The sequence below is a fragment of the Paenibacillus antri genome (assembly GCF_005765165.1).
GTDB classification, from domain to species: domain Bacteria; phylum Bacillota; class Bacilli; order Paenibacillales; family YIM-B00363; genus Paenibacillus_AE; species Paenibacillus_AE antri.
In genome coordinates, this window is record NZ_VCIW01000009.1 from 121,225 (window position 1) to 138,072 (window position 16,848).

The window sequence follows — 16,848 nt, forward strand, 5'->3', positions numbered from 1 at the left end:
GGAGAGAGGTGATGCCGACATGTTTATCCCTCCCATGCTGCTCGAGACGGCCGCCGAGCCGTTCGACAGCGCTAATCATATATTTGAACCGAAAATCGACGGACATCGGACGATGTACGCGCGATTGGACGGGAAGACGAAGCTGTACACGCGTCGCGGCAACGAGGTGACGAGGAAGTATCCGGAGCTGCTCGAAGGGTTCGAAGACGATCTGATCCTTGACGGGGAAGTCGCGTTAACGGATCCGGAGACGGGGAGGATTTCCTTCGAGGCGTTGAACGACCGATTCCAATTGCGCCAGGAGGAGAAGATCGCGTTAGCGGCGTCGTCCGCGCCGGTCTCCTTCATCGCCTTCGATATATTGCGGTACCGCGGGAAGGACCTCCGTTCGCTTCCCCTCATGCGGCGCAAGGAAATCTTGGCCGGCTTGACCGTTCGTGACAACCCGAACCTGTCCATTATTCCGTACCTCGAACGACACGGTACGGCCTTGTTCGAATCGATCAAGGAACGGGGAATGGAGGGCATCGTGGCGAAGGAGAAGACGAGCCGGTACGCCGTGGGCCGAAGAGCGCGGAAGTGGCAGAAAATCATCAATTGGACGTACGTGGACGTCGTGATCACGGGATATCGGAAGTCTCAGTTCGGGTGGCTTGCGGCTATTCCCGACGGGGAGGAGCTGCAGCCGGCCGGAATGATCGAGTTCGGGGTGAGCCCGGCGCATAAGAAGGCGTTCTACGAAGTATGTCGATCGATCGAGAGCGGCTCTTATAAGGACTTCATCCATTTGGAGCCGCTGCTCCGGGCCAAGGTGAAGACGCGGAACGTGACCCGCAGCGGAACGCTCCGGGATCCGGTGTTCGTGGATTTCATCGCTTGAAGTCTGGAGCAAACGTCAATCCCCCGGTCGCCTCGACGGCGAGCGGGGGATTTTTTTCGCGTTTACGAATCGTTCTTGCCGCTTCGCGTCGAACCCGGTACCGCGGAATCGTGGTTGTTTCCGGGCGGCTTGCGCTTTTGCTGCTTCTGCGAATTGCGATGAGACATGAGAGCTCCTCCCTTCCGAAACAAGGTGCAGTGGATAGCAATAAGAGTATCCCCCTCCCGCCGCGGTCGTATGACAAGCCCGCGCGCCGGATGGGCGACCCTTCGATAAACTTTGGGCGATGGCCCCCGGGCGTTCGCACACCCGCACTTCTCGTCCCCTTCGTATATTGCAGAAGAACGGAGGGGGGTGGATCGAAATGGCAGCTGTAGGATGCGGTGTAGGCGGTGGATTCACTTCCGTAGGCGCGATCTTGGTGTTGTTCATCTTGTTGGTGATCATCAGCCGGTCGGTGTTGGGTTATTAATCGGAATCGATAAGGGGAAGAGCCTCGCGACTTGCTTCGCGGGGCTCTTTTTCCTTAGTTTCAAAAAATCGAATATTTGCGAAGAGATCGGATATTTCCGCCCTCGGACGCGAAATCTAAGGGAAAAGAGAGCTACCCGAGGAGGAGTCCGGATGTCGGACGAGCAGCAAGAGGCGCTGAAGAAGATCACCGACGAGATGGTAACGACGAAGACGCATTGGTTTGAATATTGGCAAACATTTTCGGCTTTCGACACTTGGCAATTTTGGGCGACGATATTGATCTTCGTGGCCCCGTTAATCTTATTATTTATTTTCTTGGATCGGAGCAAGGCGTTCCGAATCGGTTTCTTCGGTTTCGGGGTCCACATGATCACCGTGTACATCGACGCCTTCGGCACGACGCACGGGTTATGGGAATATCCGTTCAAGTGGTTGCCGTTCTTGACGAACAGTCTCGGATTGGACGCGTCTCTATTGCCTGTGTCTTACATGCTTCTGTACCAATTCACCCTTCGGCATAAGAAGAGTTACCTTCTGTACATGATCGGTCTGAGCCTGGTTTTCGCCTTCGGGGTTAAGCCGCTGATGGGAGCGTTGGATTTGTTCCAGTTATACAAAGGGATGAACTATGCGCATATCTTCATCGCATACCTGCTGCTCGCCTCGATTCCGTATTGGATCACGGAAGGCTTCGCGAAATACCAGGACCGGGCGGCGCGGCCGTCCGGGGCCTAAGCGAAAGAAGCCCCAGCCATACGCGAGTCGGATCAGACCGATCCGGCGGAAGAACGGGAGCTTTTCAATTTGGCCTGTTGCTTATACTCGCTGGGCGTCATCCCCGTTATTTTCTTGAATTGCGTGCAGAAGTGCGGATAGCTCGAGAAGCCGATCTGTTCGCATAGCTTATGGCTCTTCATCTCTTGGCCGAGCAGCAGCTGCTTGGCGAGCTGCCCGAGCTCGGCCGCGCGTTCGGGCGAACGCTGCACGAATTCAAGGGGGCGACCCGGGACATGATCGCCGAGAACGAGAACGAGAACGAGAACGAGAAACGATAATCCGCTGGATCGATTCGCTCAAATCCCTTCAGAAATCGAAGGGATTTTTTGCATGCCGCCGGTGCCGCGAATTGTGCTGGACATCCGGCGTAAGCGGTGATATCTTAAGTGTGTATCAAAACCGGATTCGTTATGACATGATGCATTCGAACGCGCGTAACTGGCGAAGCGTGGGGGACCACGAGGGAGCGCGCGGGGATATAGCCGTACGCCTGGGCGAAGTGTTTGACGGAAGGGGACTCCCTTGTCAGACGCTTTTTTTTCATGCACAGAGAGGGGATATGGACCATGTTCGCATGGGAGCTGTTGACGTTCATCGGCACGGTGGCGTTCGCGATGAGCGGCTCGATGTCGGCGATGGAAGAAGAGTACGATATCTTGGGCGTGTACGCGCTCGGGCTGGTGACGGCGTTCGGCGGCGGCATTCTGCGCAATCTCGTGATCGACGCGCCGACGCGCTCCTTGTGGGAGCAAGGCGATCTGCTCGTCACCGCCCTCGTCGCGAGCTCGATCGTCTACTTCGCGCCGCGTCTCTGGGCCAACCACGTACAGAAGTGGGTGTTCTTCGACGCCGTCGGCCTCGCCGCCTTCGCCATTCAAGGCGCCTTGCTCGCCGCGCAGAAGGGACTGCCGCTGCCGGCGGTCATGATCGCGGCGCTGCTCACCGGCTGCGGCGGCGGCGTCATCCGCGACATCCTAGCGCGGCGCAAGCCGCTCGTCTTCCGCGAGGAAGTGTACGGCGTCTGGGCGATGCTCGGCGGTCTCGTCGTCGCCATGGGCTTCGGCGAGACCGGCTGGGAGATGTACGTCTTGTTCGCCGGCTTGCTGGCGCTTCGCATGTGGTCGGTCAAGAAGGGATGGCAGCTGCCGAAGCGGTCGTTCCGGAGCGGCATGTCCGGTTTGGCGAAGCGAGAAGCGTAAGAAAAAAATCCCCGAGGCCAACTGTGGCCCGGGGATTTTTTTATGTACGGAGGCCGAGGCAACCCTTACGCCCGGCCGCCGCGCGCCAACGTCTCTTCCGCGATTTGCACCATTCTGCGAACCATATGGCCCCCGATAGCGCCCGTGTCGCGAGTCGAGACATAACCGTAATACCCGTCCGGCGGCAGCTGCACCCCGACCTCCTGAGCGATTTGATGTTTCAGTTGATCCATGGCCGCATTGGCTTCCGGGACGATCAGGCTGCTAGGGTTCGAATATTTGCTCATGCGATAACACCTCCATTGGATTTGAAGATATTGTTCGACAATTCTGACAACGATATGCAAGCGGTCTCCGCATTTTTTCTTTCCTTGTCTTTCCACCCCTTTGGCGAAAAGCCCCCTCATTTTCCGAACGATCCGCCTTGTACGCCCGGCCGCTCTCCGGAATCGCCGTCCGGTCCATCGAAAATTTCGCATTCGTCCGGTGCATTCGCCCACGCCCAGAACGCCCGCGAGGTTGCTTGGCGATGCGCTTTTTTTCAGAAATACTTTAAGTAAAGCCCCCCGCACCCGTCTAGGTTCCTCGAATACACTATCATAGGTTTTGATGCAACCAATAAGCAATGCTTATATAGGGCGGGGTGAAACGATGGAAGCGGAAATTGTAGCGATGGGTTTTTTGGTAGGCGCGCTCGTAGGATTGACGGGCGTCGGCGGCGCGGCCTTGTTGACCCCGGTGCTCATGTGGATCGGGATCTCCCCCAGCGTCGCGATCGCGACGGACCTGTTCTATAACTCGGTTACGAAGCTGTTCGGAAGCATTCAGCATATCCGGCAGAAGACGATTAACTTGGGGCTCGTGAAATATCTCGCGATCGGCAGCGTCCCGAGCGCGATCGGCGCGGTGCTGCTGCTGCAAGCGTATCCGCCGCTCGCGGCGCATCAGGATACGATCATGAAGCACGCGCTCGGCATCGTGTTGGTCGTCGTCGCGATCGCGACGATTCTGAAACAATTTTTCGGCAAGCTCGGGTCGAACCGATGGCAGGAGAAGCCGTTGTCTCAGAAAAGGGCGCTGACGATCCTCATCGGCGTCGTTCTCGGATTCATCGTCGGGCTGACGTCGATCGGCTCCGGCAGCCTCTTCGCGCTGGCGATGATATATTTGTATCGCTTGACCGCGGCGGAGCTCGTCGGCACGGATATTTTGCATGCGTTCCTGCTCGTGACGGCCGCGGGCGCCATTCATGCCGTGTACGGCAATATCAATTACGCGCTGGCGTTCAATCTGCTGCTCGGCTCGGTGCCGGGCGTCATCCTCGGCAGCCGGCTGTCCGCGAAGGTGCCGGGCCGGCCGCTCCGTACGTTCATGGCGGCGATCATCCTCGTCAGCGGCTTGAAGTTGATCTGACGGTCGGCTATAATAGCTGAATATATGCAACACATGCAATGACGGAGCCCAGTAGGCACGATACGCGCTGCACAGGGAGGAGAGGCCGAAGATTGAGAGCCGCTCCGCATGTCGCCCGAAGCCGAACCTTCTCTCCCGAGCAGTCGCCCGAACCGCGCCTTAATCCTTAGGCGGCGTGCGTAAGGCAGACCGGCAGGCGGCCGTTATACGCCGATCGAGTGCGCTATCGTCGACGCCGCGTTTCGGCGCGAGACGGTGCGAATGAGGGTGGTACCGCGACCTTTTCGTCCCTTAGACAGGGAGAGAAGGTCTTTTTTGCGTTTACCGATACGAGGAGGATGAGCCATGAAAGACAGGTTGGAGGCGCTGCGAGCGGAGGCGCTGCAGGAATTGGCCGGCGTGAACGATCCGAACGCGCTGAACGAGCTGCGGGTCAAGTATCTCGGCAAGAAGGGATTGCTGACGGAAATTTTGCGAGGGATGGGGGCGTTATCCGCGGAGGAGCGGCCGGTCATCGGCCAAGTCGCGAACGACGTCCGCGCCGCGATCGAGGGCGTCATCGACGAGAAGGCGGCGGCGTTCGCCCGCGCGGAGACGGAACGACGTCTCGCGACGGAGACGATCGACGTGACGCTGCCGGGCCGGCCGGCGCCGAACGGGGCGCTGCACCCGCTGACGAAGGTCGTGCAGGAGATCGAAGACATTTTCATCGGGATGGGCTTTACGGTGGCGGAAGGTCCCGAGGTCGAGACCGATTACTATAACTTCGAGGCGCTGAACCTGCCGAAGGATCACCCGGCGCGCGACATGCAGGATTCGTTCTTCATCACGGAAGACCTGCTGCTGCGCACGCAGACGTCGCCGGTGCAGGCGCGGACGATGGAAGCGCGGGGCGGCCAGGTCCCGGTCAAGATCATCTGCCCGGGCAAGGTGTACCGGCGCGACGACGACGATCCGACCCACTCGCATCAATTCATGCAGATCGAAGGGCTCGTCATCGACAAGGGCATTCGGATGAGCGATCTGAAGGGGACGCTGCTGCAGTTCGCGCGCGAGATGTTCGGGGCGAACGTGAACATCCGGATGCGGCCGAGCTTCTTCCCGTTCACGGAGCCGAGCGCCGAGGTGGACGTATCCTGCGCGGTGTGCGGCGGCAGCGGCTGCCGCGTGTGCAAGCAGTCGGGCTGGCTCGAAATTCTCGGCTCCGGCATGGTGCATCCTCGCGTGCTCGAGATGAGCGGCTACGACCCGAACGAAGTGAGCGGCTTCGCGTTCGGCATGGGCGTCGAGCGCATCGCGATGCTGCGGTACGGCGTGGAAGACATTCGGCATTTCTACACGAACGACGTGCGGTTCTTAAGTCAGTTCGCGCGAGGATAAGGGGGGAGCATCGACATGTACGTTTCGTATAAATGGTTGGAGCAGTATGTGAACTTGAACGGCGTCTCGGCGAAGGAGCTGGCCGAGAAGCTGACGCGCGGCGGCGTCGAGGTCGACGGCGTGGAGGCGCGCAATCTCGGCGTCGTGAAGGTCGTCGTCGGGCATGTCGTGGAGAAGGAGAAGCATCCGGACGCGGACAAGCTGAACGTGTGCAAGGTGGACGTCGGCGAAGCGGAGCATCTGCAGATCGTCTGCGGCGCGCCGAACGTGGCCGCGGGCCAGAAGGTGCCGGTCGCGCTCGTAGGCGCCTCGCTCCCGGGCGGGCTGGCCATTAAGCGGGCGAAGCTGCGCGGCGTCGAGTCGATGGGCATGATTTGCTCGGCGAAGGAGCTGGGGTTGAACGACAAGCTGCTGCCGAAGGAAATCCAGGAAGGCATTCTCGTGCTGCCGGAAGGGACGGACGTCGGGACGGACGCGGTCGCGCTGCTCGGCATCGACGACGAGGTGCTCGATCTCGATCTGACGCCGAATCGGAGCGATTGTCTCAGCATGATCGGCGTCGCGTACGAGGTCGGCGCGCTGCTCGGCCGCGACGTCGCGCTGCCCGACGTCGAGGAAGGCGTCGTCTTGGACGGCGGCGCGACGACGTCGGATCGGGTTCGCATCGAGATCGAAGCGGGCGAGGATTGCCCGCATTACGCGGCCCGGTTGATCGAAGGCGTGACGATCGGCCCGTCGCCGCTCTGGATGCAGAACCGGTTGATGGCTGCGGGCGTGCGTCCGATCAATAACGTGGTCGACATTACGAACTACGTGATGCTCGAATACGGGCAGCCGCTGCACGCGTTCGACGCGGATACGCTGGCGGGCAACGGCAGCCGCATCGTCGTGCGCCATGCGCGCGCGGGCGAGCGGATGACGACGCTCGACGGGCAAGACCGCGCGCTCGAGCCGCATATGCTGCTGATTACGGACGGCGAGCGGGGGATCGCGCTGGCCGGCGTCATGGGCGGCGCCGATTCGGAAGTGACGCCGGGCACGACGCGGATTTTGTTGGAATCGGCTCGGTTCGCGGGCCGCTCCGTGCGCCGCACGTCGCGCGAGCTCGGCTTGCGCTCGGAAGCGTCGCTTCGGTTCGAGAAGGAAGTGAACCCGGAGGCGGTCATTCCGGCGCTGAACCGGGCGACGGCGCTGCTGTGCAAGTACGCGGGCGGCCGCGCGTCTCAGGGGCACGCGGAGGCGGTGCTCGACGCGCCGGCGCCGCGTACGGTGCCGCTGACGGTCGAGCGCGTGAACGAGCTGCTCGGCACGTCGCTGACGGCATCGGACGTGCGCGAAGTGTTCGCGCGCCTCGGCTTCGCGGTCGCGGGCTCCGGCGACGCGCTCGAGGTGACGGCGCCGCTGCGCCGCGCCGACATGGTGCGCGACGTCGACTTGATCGAGGAGATCGCCCGACTGTACGGGTATGACAACATCCCGACGACGCTCGTGCGCGGCGCGACGACGCCGGGCGCGCTGACGAAGGCGCAGCGCGTGGCGCGGGAGACGCGGCGGACGCTCACCGGCGCGGGGCTCCACGAAGCCGTCACGTACTCGCTGACGGCGGAAGGCCGCGCGGACGCGCTCGGCGGCTTGTTCGCGTCGCCGGGGCGCATCCGCCTCGCGATGCCGATGAGCGAGGACCGCAGCGTCCTTCGCACGAGCGTGCTGCCGCACTTGCTCGAGGCGGTCGTGCATAACCGCAACCGCAACGTCGACGACGTCGCCTTGTTCGAGCTCGGCAGCGTGTTCTTGACGGAGGAGACGGGCGCGTTGACGTCGCTTCCGGTCGAGCGTCGGACGCTTGCGGCGGTCGTCACCGGCGCGAAATCGGCGGCGAATTGGTCGGACAACGGCCGCGCGAAGGTAGACTTCTACGATTTGAAGGGCCGCCTCGAGAAGCTGACGACGCATCTCGGCATCGAGACCGCGTACGTCGCTTCGGCGCCGACGGGCTTCCATCCGGGGCGTTCCGCCGACGTATTCGCGGTCCTCGCGGACGGCTCGCGCGTCAAGCTCGGCCGGATCGGCCAAATCCACCCGGCCGTTCAAGCGGAGTGGGAGCTCGACGACACGTACGCGTTCGAACTCGACTTCGAGGCGTTGGTCGAATCGGCGGTGCTTCGCGCGAATTACGAGCCGCTGCCGCGCTACCCGGCCGCGTCCCGCGACATCGCCGTCGTCGTCGATCGCGGCGTGCCGGCGGGCGATCTCGTCGCGACGGTCCGCGAGGCGGGCGGCGCGTACTTGGAATCCGTGCGCGTGTTCGACGTCTACACGGGCGAGCGGCTCGGCGCGGACAAGAAGAGCGTCGCGCTGGCGCTCGTCTACCGCCACGGCGAACGGACGCTGACCGACGAGGAAGTGACCGGCGCGCACGACGCGGTGACGGCCGCATTGGCGTCCAAGCACGGCGCGGAGCTCCGGAAATAACGCTCGGGATCACAGTTCGATAACAAAAAAACATAATCTTGTAAAAACCGAATAGCAGGAAACTGCTGCCGACGCATCGAATTAATGAGAAAGTTGCCGATGCGTCGGCATTTTTGTTGAACGCTGTCGAAAGGAGCGTGCACCCTGCAATGCATTCGGAAGAGAAGATTCGCACGACCATAGACATCTTCGGGACGACCTACAAGATGGTCGGAACGTATAGCCAATCGTATATGAAACGTCTCTCTACGTACGTTAACGAAAATATGGAAACGATCGCCAAGGGCAATCCGCGGCTCGACTCGCAGAAGGTCGGCGTCTTGGCGCTCATCCAGATGGCCGACGAATACTTCCGCCTCCAGGCGAAGGGCGACGCGATCGAGAGCGAGCATTCGCAGTCGAAGCAGCGGATCGAGGAGCTGCGCAAGGCGCTGGAGCTGACGGAAGAGAAGGAGCGCGGCCAGTCGGCGCTCGCGGCGGAGCTGCAGGAGCGCATCGAGGCGCTGGAGGCGGAGAATGTGCGCCTCGCCGAGGAGAAGGATCGCGACCGAGCGGCGATCGAGGCGCGGCTTCTGGCGAAGATCGACGAGCTGGAAGCGGAGAATCTTCGTCTCGCGGAGGAGAAGGAACGCGATCAGGCGGCGCTCGCGGCGCAGCTGCAGGCGAAGATCGACGAGCTGGAAGCGAAGAACCTTCGCCTCGCGGAGGAGAAGGAACGCGATCAGGCGGCGCTCGCGGCGCAGCTGCAGGCGAAGATCGACGAGCTGGAAGCGAAGAACCTTCGCCTCGCGGAGGAGAAGGAACGCGATCAGGCGGCGCTCGCGGCGCAGCTGCAGGCGAAGATCGACGACTTGGAGCTGGAAAATCTTCGCCTCGAGGAGGAAGAACGCGAGCGCGCGTCTACCGCAGCGCGGCTGCAGGAGAAGATCGACGCGGTGGAGCTGGAGAACCTTCGCCTCGCGGAGGAATCGGAGCTGGCGAGCCTCAGTTGGGCGGAGCGGGTGGCCGAGTGGGAGTCGAAGTATGCTGCCGCCGTCCGCGAGTCCGAGGCCGCCACGGCCGCGCTCGAGGCGCGGGTCGCCCAGCTCGAGGCGGAGCGTTCGCGGCGAGAGGCGGCTTCCGCAGCCGAGCCGAAGCCGGCTTCCCCTACGATCGTCCCGCCGGGCGGCGGTTCGTCGACGGACGGCGCCGAGACGGCCGACCCGGAGTTGTTGGAGAAATACAAGAAGCTGCAGGAGGAATACGCCAAGCTGCAGCTGGAGTTTAACGAGTGGATCGAATTGACGCAATCCGAGACGCAATAGCGGCAACGGCCCGCGACGTTCCTTTTGGGAACCGCCGCGGGCCGTTTTAAGTTTTGAAGCCGCCTTCTTTCGATGTGCCGCAAGCCGTTGCGTCGCGATTCTCCCCCTGGGATGTCCCGCTTCCCTACAACCGGAACTCGCGGAAGCCCTCTAGCGAGAAGCGCCGCGTGCGCACGGCCCAAGGTACGCCGAGTTCCGAGAGCAGGGCGCTTCGCTCGGCCGCCTCGCGGAACAGCTCCGGCAAGTCGCGTACGGTCGTGACCCGGTTCCCGTGTTCCTCTGCGATGTCGACCGCGTCCGCCGGGATCGGGTGGACGCCGCCCGACGAGAGCAGCGCGCCGTTGACGGCCGCGACGAAGGGTCGGCACCGATCGACGGTGCAATACGGCTCCGCCCGGTCGTCGATGCTGTCGATCCAATTCGAGTACATCTTGCGCATCAAGTCTTCGGCGGGGAACTGGAGCGTCTCCGGCGCGGAGCCGCCCGCCCGCCGAATTTCGAGTCGATTCGCATAATCCCACCGCAGGACGCCGCGGTCGCCGACGACCTCGATCGCCGGAGGTTCATTCGATTCGTAACACAGCGTCGTATACATACACACTTCGACGCCGCCGCGGGTCGCGAGTCGAAGGCAGGACGTGTCGTCGCCCTCGATCGGATGCGCACGGTACAGTTCCGCCCGCAGATGCAGCGGCTCGGCGTCCGCCGGATCGGCGGCGGCGGCCTCGGCGAGCAGAAGGCCATTTTGGAGCAGATGCGCGAACGGATTCATCAGCGTGCCGTCCAAGACAAGCTGTCCGCGCAAGGTTAGCTTGCCGGCCCACGGCGTCCGGCTGTAATAGCGATCGGTGCGCTTCCACATGCCGATGCCCGCGATGCGCGATACCCTGCCGATCGCGCCGGCGCGGACAAGTTCGAGCGCCCGACGGAACGCCGAGCCGGATACGTTCTGAAAATTCACGGCGCAGAGTCTGCCGGCGGCTTCCTGCGCGCGGGCCATCGCGTCTACGTCCTGCACGGCGACCGCGGGCGGCTTTTCCACAAGCACATGCCGGCCGGCCTCCAATGCACGGATCGCCATAGCGCGGTGCAGCGGCAGCGGAGTCGCGAGTACGACCGCGTCGACGTCCGGGCGTTCGGCCAGCAGCGTCGCGTCGTCGTCGCAGCGAACGGCTCCGAGCGCGGTCAAGGCGGCGAACGATTCGCCCGCCGGGTCGGCGCCCGGATCCGCGAACGCCGCGCAACGCAGTTTGCCTTCGTTCGCGAACGCGACGATCTGACGCACGTGCGCACGTCCAAACCCTTCGATGCCGATGAGAGCGACGTTGAGCATTTTCGAGATTCCTCCCAATTTCCGTAACCAATCGATGGTTCCCATTGTACCGCAAGCGCCTTGGAAAATCTTCTGACGAGCGGAACGCATTCCGAATTTCGGAACCGAGGGACATCTCCGCCCCAAGGGGGGGCGTCGAGACTTCTCGACACCTTCGCCCGAAGGGCGGTACAATGAAGAAACCGGCACGGCGCCGGGGGAACGGAGGGAACCGCCTTGGGCCTAAGGAGCATTCGACTGCCCCAGACCGGCATTTTCCTATACGAAAGCAAGCATCGGGAGGGGGACGTCGTAGACGTTCACCATCACGACGTATACCAAATTCTGTATGCGTTGGACGGGGAAGGACGGATCGCGCTCGAAGGGCGCGCGCACGAGGCCGCTAGGGACCAGGTCGTCTTCATCGCGCCCGGAGCGGAGCACGCGATCGTCTCGGACACGCGGCTGACGCTGCTCGTTCTCGCCTTCGACGCAGCAGCCCTTCGCGTGTTGTCCGCGCTCGAGCCCGCCGCCGCGACGGCGCTGAGCCGATCGTTCTTGCATAAGCCGGGCGCCTTGCAAAGCGGGGAGTGGCGCGGGTGGCTGCGGAAGCTGCTGCACGACCAGGCGCGCGCGGAGCAAGAGCCGCTCGGCGGCTCGGCCGTCAAGCTGACGCTGCTGAACGTCCTGCACATGCTGGCGAAATCCGCGCAAGCGCCGACCGCGGGCGACGCCAACACGCTGCGGGCGGAGCGCATCCGCAGGAACATCGACGAGCATTACTTTCAGCCGTTTTCATTGGAAGCGCTTGCGGATAAGATGGGCATCAGCTCCCGGTACGTCAACGCGATCTTCAAGGAGCAGTTCGGCATGACGCCTGTGCGTTATTTGACCGAGGTGCGCATCGAGCGGGCCCGGAAGCTGCTCGCCGAAACCGACAAGGATATCGTCTCGGTCTGCTTCGAGGTCGGCTACGACACGCTTTCCACCTTCTATCGAACCTTCAAGAACATCGTGCGCCTGTCGCCGAAGCAATACCGGCAGCTGGCGCGGGAGCATGGCGGGGAGGAGCAAGACCCGAGCATTCGAAAATAAGGGCGGTCCCATCTTCTTCGGAGGGGCGGCCTTTTCTTTATTTTCAGTTACACGTAATCATCTAGCTAGCGAGGAAGGCGTGGGTCATACGCTCCGCTTGCTCGTACTTAAGAGACGCCGTCTGACGGGGTTTCCTATCTGCTTCCGAAATTGCGAATGCCCTTCCGGTATTGGCAAGACGGGCCGGAATCCTCCTGCTTACAATGGAATTGTCGCGAGCGCGGCGAGGAACCGAAGGGGGAATGATCGTGACCATACATAACCTTGGCATCATTATGAACGGCGTGACGGGCCGGATGGGGACGAACCAGCATCTGATCCGGTCGATCTTGGCGATTCGAAAGCAAGGGGGCGTCAAACTCGACAACGGCGACGTGCTCATGCCCGATCCGATCCTTGTCGGAAGGCAGGAGCAGAAGCTGCGGACCCTCGCGGCGGAACACGGACTCGAGAAGTGGAGCACCGACCTCGACGCATGTTTGGCCGACCGGGACTATTCGATCTATTTCGACGCGCAGACGACGCTGCTGCGCGCGGAAAGCATCAAGAAGGCCATCGCGGCGGGCAAGCATATTTATTGCGAAAAGCCGACCGCCGCATCCCTCGAGGAGTCGCTCGAGCTCGCTCGTCTGGCGAAGCGCGCCGGCGTAAAGAACGGCGTCGTCCAAGACAAATTGTTCCTGCCGGGACTTCTCAAGCTGAAGCGGCTCGTCGATTCGGGTTTCTTCGGGCGCATCTTATCCGTGCGCATGGAATTCGGCTATTGGGTGTTCGAAGGCGACTGGGGCGTTCCGGCCCAACGGCCGTCGTGGAATTACCGGAAGGAGGACGGCGGCGGCATCATCGTCGACATGTTCGCCCATTGGCGCTACGTGCTCGACAACTTGTTCGGCGAGGTGAAGTCGGTCGCCTGCCTCGGCGCGACGCATATCCCCGCGCGGGTCGACGAGTCGGGCCGGCCGTACGCGGCGACGGCCGACGATGCGGCCTACGCGATCTTCGAGCTCGAGGGGGGCATCGTCGTTCAGGCGAATTCGTCCTGGACGACCCGCGTCAACCGGGACGATCTGCTGACCGTGCACGTGGACGGCACGGAAGGGAGCGCCGTCGCCGGACTGCGCGGCTGCAAGAGCCAGCACCGGATCAATACGCCGAAGCCGGTGTGGAATCCGGATATCCCGAACCCGCATGACTTCTTGGGGCAGTGGGAGGAGGTTCCGGACAACCGGCCGTTCGACAACGCGTTCAAGGTGCAATGGGAGATGTTCCTGAAGCATGTCGCCGTCGACGCACCGTTCCCGTGGGACCTGCTCGAAGGGGCGAAGGGGACGCAGCTCGCCGAGCTCGGACTGCAGGCATGGGCGGAGCGGCGCACGCTCGACGTGCCGAAGCTGGAAGCGTAAGGGGGCGCCGAGAAGATGGCGACAACGATTCGATTGCCGATGGCCGGCGGCGAGCTGTACGACTACGCATTGTCGGGGGCCGCGCCGTTCGGGAAGCCGTCCGCCCCGCTCGCGAGCCGGATCGCGTTCTCCGCCGCGCACGTCGTCTGCGACCCGCTCGCCGACGCCGATCCGCTGCACCGGTCGCGGATCGACTGGGACGCGACGCTCGCGTATCGGCGCCACCTGTGGTCGTACGGCCTCGCCGTCGCCGAGGCGATGGACACGGCGCAGCGGGGCATGGGGCTGCCGCCGGAAGGCGCGCGCGAGCTGATCGAGCGCTCGCTCTCCGAGGCGCGAGCCGTCGGCGGGCGCATCGCCTGCGGGGCCGGGACCGACCATCTGGCGCCCGGCCCGGCCGTCACGCTCGAGGCGGTGGAGCGCGCCTACGAGGAGCAATGCGCCCACGTCGAGCGACACGGCGGGCAGATCATTCTGATGGCGAGCCGGGCGCTCGCCGCCGCCGCGCGGGGGCCCGACGACTACGAGCGCGTCTACGGCCGCATCCTGCGGCAGGTGTCGCAGCCGGTCATCCTGCATTGGCTCGGCGACATGTTCGATCCGGCGCTCGCCGGCTATTGGGGCCACAAGGATCTCGACGCCGCCATGGAGGTATGCCTGCGCGTCATCCGGGCGAATGCGGGCAAGGTCGACGGCATCAAGATTTCGCTTCTGGACGCGGAGAAGGAAGTGCGCATGCGGCGCCTCCTGCCGGAAGGCGTCAAGATGTATACGGGCGACGACTTCAACTACCCGGAGCTGATCAAGGGCGATGCGCAAGGCTTCAGCCACGCGCTGCTCGGCATCTTCGACGCGATCGCGCCGGCGGCGTCGGCCGCGATCGCGGCGCTCGACGCCGGCGATTCCGCCGGCTTCGACGCTCTGCTTGCGAAGACGGTGCCGCTCTCGCGGCACATCTTCCAGGCGCCGACGTACGCGTACAAGACCGGCGTCGTCTTCATGGCGTACTTGAACGGCCACCAGCGGCACTTCCGCATGTTGGGCGGCGCCGAAGGCGCGAGGTCGACGGTGCATCTGGCGGAGCTGTTCGCGCTCGCGGACCAAGCCGGGCTGCTGGCCGATCCGGAGCTGGCGTGCGAGCGGATGCGGCACGTGCTGGCGTTATCGGGCATTCGATAGAACGAGCCCATAAGGAGGAGATACCCGGATGGCAGCATCCTTAACGAATTTCGAACGGCTCAGCCTGAATCAAATTACGACGGACCGGTGGAGCCTTCGGGAAGCGGCGGACGGCTGCGCCCGCGCGGGCGTGCCTTGGATCGCGTTGTGGCGGCATAAGATCGCGGAGGCGGGGCTGTCCGAGGCGAAGCGGGCGGTGCGAGACGCCGGGCTGCGCGTGTCGAGCGTCTGCCGCGGGGGCATGTTCCCGGCGGCGACGGCCGCCGAACGGCAGGCGCGCATCGACGATAACCTGCGCGCGGTCGACGAGGCGGCGGAGCTCGGCGCGGACACGCTCGTCCTCGTCTGCGGCCCTGCCGCGGACCGCGACATCGCGGCCGCCCGCGAGCAGGTCGCCGAAGGCATCGCCCGCGTCGCGCCGTACGCGAAGGAGCGCGGCGTGAAGCTCGGCATCGAGCCGCTGCACCCGATGTACGCCGCGGAGCGGTCGGTCGTGAATACGCTCGCGCAGGCGATCGACCTTGCGGAGCGTTTCGACCCGGCCGAGGTCGGCGTCGTCGTCGACGTTTTCCATGTCTGGTGGGATCCGGAGTTGTACGCGGGCATCCGAAGGTCGTCGGGTCGAATTCTAGGCTTCCACGTCTCCGACTGGATCGTGCCGACGCCGGATTTGCTCATGGGCCGCGGCATGATGGGCGACGGCGTCATCGAGCTCCGGCGCATCCGGGAGGCGGTGGAGGCGGCCGGCTACGACGGACCGATCGAGGTGGAAATTTTCAACCGCGACATCTGGGATCGGCCGGGCGACGACGTTCTCGCCCTGATGAAGGAGCGATATCTCGAGCACGTGTAGCGGCGGGGAGCATTCGTATCGCCGCAGAGCCGCGCCAACGCAAAAAAAGAAGCCGACGCCTCCCAAGGCGCCGGCTTTTCCAGCTTTACGTTATTCCACGATCAATGTCGATTTCATTTGCGAGTGGCCCGTGCCGCACATAATGTTACAGATGATCTCGTATTCCCCGGGCTGGGCGACGAACGAAGCGCTGTTGCCGTCCTTGAGCTTTAGATCCGTGCCGCGAATGTCGATGCCGTGCATCCCTTGCGTGGACGCGAACGTCACGTTGACCGTGTCGCCCGCCTTCACGCGGTATTCCTTCTCGTTAAACTCGAAATTCGTCGCTTCGATCTTCAGTTCGACCGTGTTGCCGGTCGGCTCCACCGCCGGCGCCGCTTGTTCCGAACCGCCGCCGCCTCCGCCGCAGGCCGCCAGCGCGCCGCCTAGAACGATAGCCATCGCGAAGCTGGATAACCGCTTTTTCATACGTAAAAGACCCTCCCCGGATCATAGGTTGTGAAAGAATACACTACCCACATTGTACTCCGATTCGGGAAGATGTCCATGCGGTTTCGACAGGGGACTGTGACAACATGTTGAACTTTGCTATGTAGGAAAAAACCAGCCCGCACCTGGCGTGCAGACTGATTTTCCGCGCTTACTCCGCACGGCGTCGTTCGCCGCGATCGAACGGGGAAGCGACCGGGAGGAACAAGTCGATGATACCGATGACCAGCGCCGCGAGCAGCGCGCCGATGACGGTCACGTCGACGCCGCCGACGATGAACTGCGCCGCGTAGATGACCAGCGCGCTCACGATGAAGCCGACGATGCCCCGGCCGAACGGAGTGATCCGCTTGCCGAAGATCCCCTCGATCACCCAGCCGAACAAGGCGATCACAAGCGCCAAGAACAACGCGCTCCAGAAGCCGCCCACCTCGAATTGAGGAACCAGGGCGCCGACCAATAACAAAACGAGTGCCGAAACGATGAATCTGACGACATGTCCTAATAAATGCATGTTTCAAGTCCTCCTCGTATTCATTTGTGTCGCACGCTCATGAGACGACGTTTCGGTGCTTCCCTAGTGTTCCCCCGGCGCTTTGGATATAATACTTTCTTGAG

At 63.0% G+C, this 16,848-nt stretch carries 18 protein-coding genes and 1 riboswitch; of the genes, 13 read left to right on the plus strand and 5 right to left on the minus strand.

What is annotated here, in order from left to right:
• Window positions 1-19: 19 nt before the first annotated feature.
• From FE782_RS15135 to FE782_RS15140, 3 genes are all read left to right on the plus strand, one after another.
• Window positions 20-880 carry an ATP-dependent DNA ligase gene (locus FE782_RS15135; RefSeq protein WP_138195053.1) on the plus strand — a complete coding sequence of 287 codons (861 nt, stop codon included), beginning with the start codon at window positions 20-22 and terminating at the stop codon, window positions 878-880.
• Between the two features lie 364 nt (window positions 881-1,244).
• Window positions 1,245-1,352, plus strand: coding sequence for a YjcZ family sporulation protein (locus tag FE782_RS32910; protein ID WP_238392501.1), 108 nt, complete (start codon window positions 1,245-1,247; stop codon window positions 1,350-1,352).
• Window positions 1,353-1,504: 152 nt separating this feature from the next.
• A complete protein-coding gene (locus tag FE782_RS15140; protein WP_138195054.1) occupies window positions 1,505-2,089 on the plus strand; it encodes a CBO0543 family protein in 585 nt (194 codons plus the stop codon).
• A 32-nt stretch (window positions 2,090-2,121) separates the two neighbouring features.
• On the opposite strand, the gene FE782_RS33305 is transcribed toward FE782_RS15140, so the two are convergent.
• The gene (locus tag FE782_RS33305; protein ID WP_138195055.1) at window positions 2,122-2,271 is read right to left on the minus strand and encodes a helix-turn-helix domain-containing protein; all 150 of its coding nucleotides are present in this window, start codon (window positions 2,269-2,271) and stop codon (window positions 2,122-2,124) included.
• On the opposite strand from FE782_RS33305, the gene FE782_RS15150 reads away from it, so the two are divergent.
• Both FE782_RS15150 and FE782_RS15155 read left to right on the plus strand, forming a co-directional pair.
• A complete protein-coding gene (locus FE782_RS15150; RefSeq protein WP_138195056.1) occupies window positions 2,260-2,409 on the plus strand; it encodes a Sec-independent protein translocase family protein in 150 nt (49 codons plus the stop codon). The genes FE782_RS33305 and FE782_RS15150 overlap by 12 nt on opposite strands.
• A 146-nt stretch (window positions 2,410-2,555) precedes the next feature.
• Window positions 2,556-2,634, plus strand: a riboswitch (ZMP/ZTP riboswitch).
• 63 nt (window positions 2,635-2,697) lie between these two features.
• Entirely contained in the window at window positions 2,698-3,330 is a 633-nt protein-coding gene (locus tag FE782_RS15155; protein ID WP_138195057.1) for a trimeric intracellular cation channel family protein, read from the plus strand.
• A gap of 65 nt (window positions 3,331-3,395) precedes the next feature.
• Here FE782_RS15155 and FE782_RS15160 read toward each other — a convergent pair whose 3' ends face one another.
• On the minus strand, window positions 3,396-3,617 hold the full coding sequence (locus FE782_RS15160) for an alpha/beta-type small acid-soluble spore protein (RefSeq protein ID WP_138195058.1): 222 nt from the start codon (window positions 3,615-3,617) through the stop codon (window positions 3,396-3,398).
• 364 nt (window positions 3,618-3,981) lie between these two features.
• On the opposite strand from FE782_RS15160, the gene FE782_RS15165 reads away from it, so the two are divergent.
• The 4 genes from FE782_RS15165 to FE782_RS15180 all read left to right on the plus strand — a co-directional run bounded on the left by FE782_RS15165 (window position 3,982) and on the right by FE782_RS15180 (window position 9,899).
• Window positions 3,982-4,743, plus strand: a complete 762-nt coding sequence (locus FE782_RS15165; RefSeq protein ID WP_138195059.1) for a sulfite exporter TauE/SafE family protein — start codon at window positions 3,982-3,984, stop codon at window positions 4,741-4,743.
• Between the two features lie 345 nt (window positions 4,744-5,088).
• On the plus strand, window positions 5,089-6,123 hold the full coding sequence (gene pheS / locus FE782_RS15170; protein WP_138195060.1) for a phenylalanine--tRNA ligase subunit alpha: 1,035 nt from the start codon (window positions 5,089-5,091) through the stop codon (window positions 6,121-6,123).
• Between the two features lie 15 nt (window positions 6,124-6,138).
• On the plus strand, window positions 6,139-8,595 hold the full coding sequence (gene pheT, locus FE782_RS15175) for a phenylalanine--tRNA ligase subunit beta (protein WP_138195061.1): 2,457 nt from the start codon (window positions 6,139-6,141) through the stop codon (window positions 8,593-8,595).
• Between the two features lie 149 nt (window positions 8,596-8,744).
• Window positions 8,745-9,899: a cell division protein ZapA gene (locus FE782_RS15180; protein ID WP_138195062.1), complete on the plus strand. Its 1,155-nt coding sequence runs from the start codon at window positions 8,745-8,747 to the stop codon at window positions 9,897-9,899.
• A 124-nt stretch (window positions 9,900-10,023) separates the two neighbouring features.
• Here the strand turns inward: FE782_RS15180 and FE782_RS15185 are convergent, their stop codons facing one another.
• On the minus strand, window positions 10,024-11,232 hold the full coding sequence (locus tag FE782_RS15185) for a Gfo/Idh/MocA family protein (RefSeq protein WP_158299407.1): 1,209 nt from the start codon (window positions 11,230-11,232) through the stop codon (window positions 10,024-10,026).
• A gap of 216 nt (window positions 11,233-11,448) precedes the next feature.
• Between FE782_RS15185 and FE782_RS15190 the strand changes: the two genes are divergently transcribed.
• The 4 genes from FE782_RS15190 (at window position 11,449) to FE782_RS15205 (ending at window position 15,741) form a co-directional block, all read left to right on the plus strand.
• Entirely contained in the window at window positions 11,449-12,306 is an 858-nt protein-coding gene (locus FE782_RS15190; protein WP_138195064.1) for a helix-turn-helix transcriptional regulator, read from the plus strand.
• A 248-nt stretch (window positions 12,307-12,554) separates the two neighbouring features.
• Window positions 12,555-13,709 carry a Gfo/Idh/MocA family protein gene (locus FE782_RS15195; protein ID WP_138195065.1) on the plus strand — a complete coding sequence of 385 codons (1,155 nt, stop codon included), beginning with the start codon at window positions 12,555-12,557 and terminating at the stop codon, window positions 13,707-13,709.
• A 15-nt stretch (window positions 13,710-13,724) separates the two neighbouring features.
• On the plus strand, window positions 13,725-14,888 hold the full coding sequence (locus FE782_RS15200; RefSeq protein WP_138195066.1) for a dihydrodipicolinate synthase family protein: 1,164 nt from the start codon (window positions 13,725-13,727) through the stop codon (window positions 14,886-14,888).
• A 28-nt stretch (window positions 14,889-14,916) separates the two neighbouring features.
• The gene (locus FE782_RS15205) at window positions 14,917-15,741 is read left to right on the plus strand and encodes a sugar phosphate isomerase/epimerase family protein (protein ID WP_138195067.1); all 825 of its coding nucleotides are present in this window, start codon (window positions 14,917-14,919) and stop codon (window positions 15,739-15,741) included.
• 90 nt (window positions 15,742-15,831) lie between these two features.
• On the opposite strand, the gene FE782_RS15210 is transcribed toward FE782_RS15205, so the two are convergent.
• Both FE782_RS15210 and FE782_RS15215 read right to left on the minus strand, forming a co-directional pair.
• Window positions 15,832-16,209, minus strand: coding sequence for a cupredoxin domain-containing protein (locus FE782_RS15210; RefSeq protein WP_138195068.1), 378 nt, complete (start codon window positions 16,207-16,209; stop codon window positions 15,832-15,834).
• Window positions 16,210-16,381: 172 nt separating this feature from the next.
• Entirely contained in the window at window positions 16,382-16,744 is a 363-nt protein-coding gene (locus FE782_RS15215; protein WP_138195069.1) for a phage holin family protein, read from the minus strand.
• Window positions 16,745-16,848 lie beyond the last annotated feature (104 nt).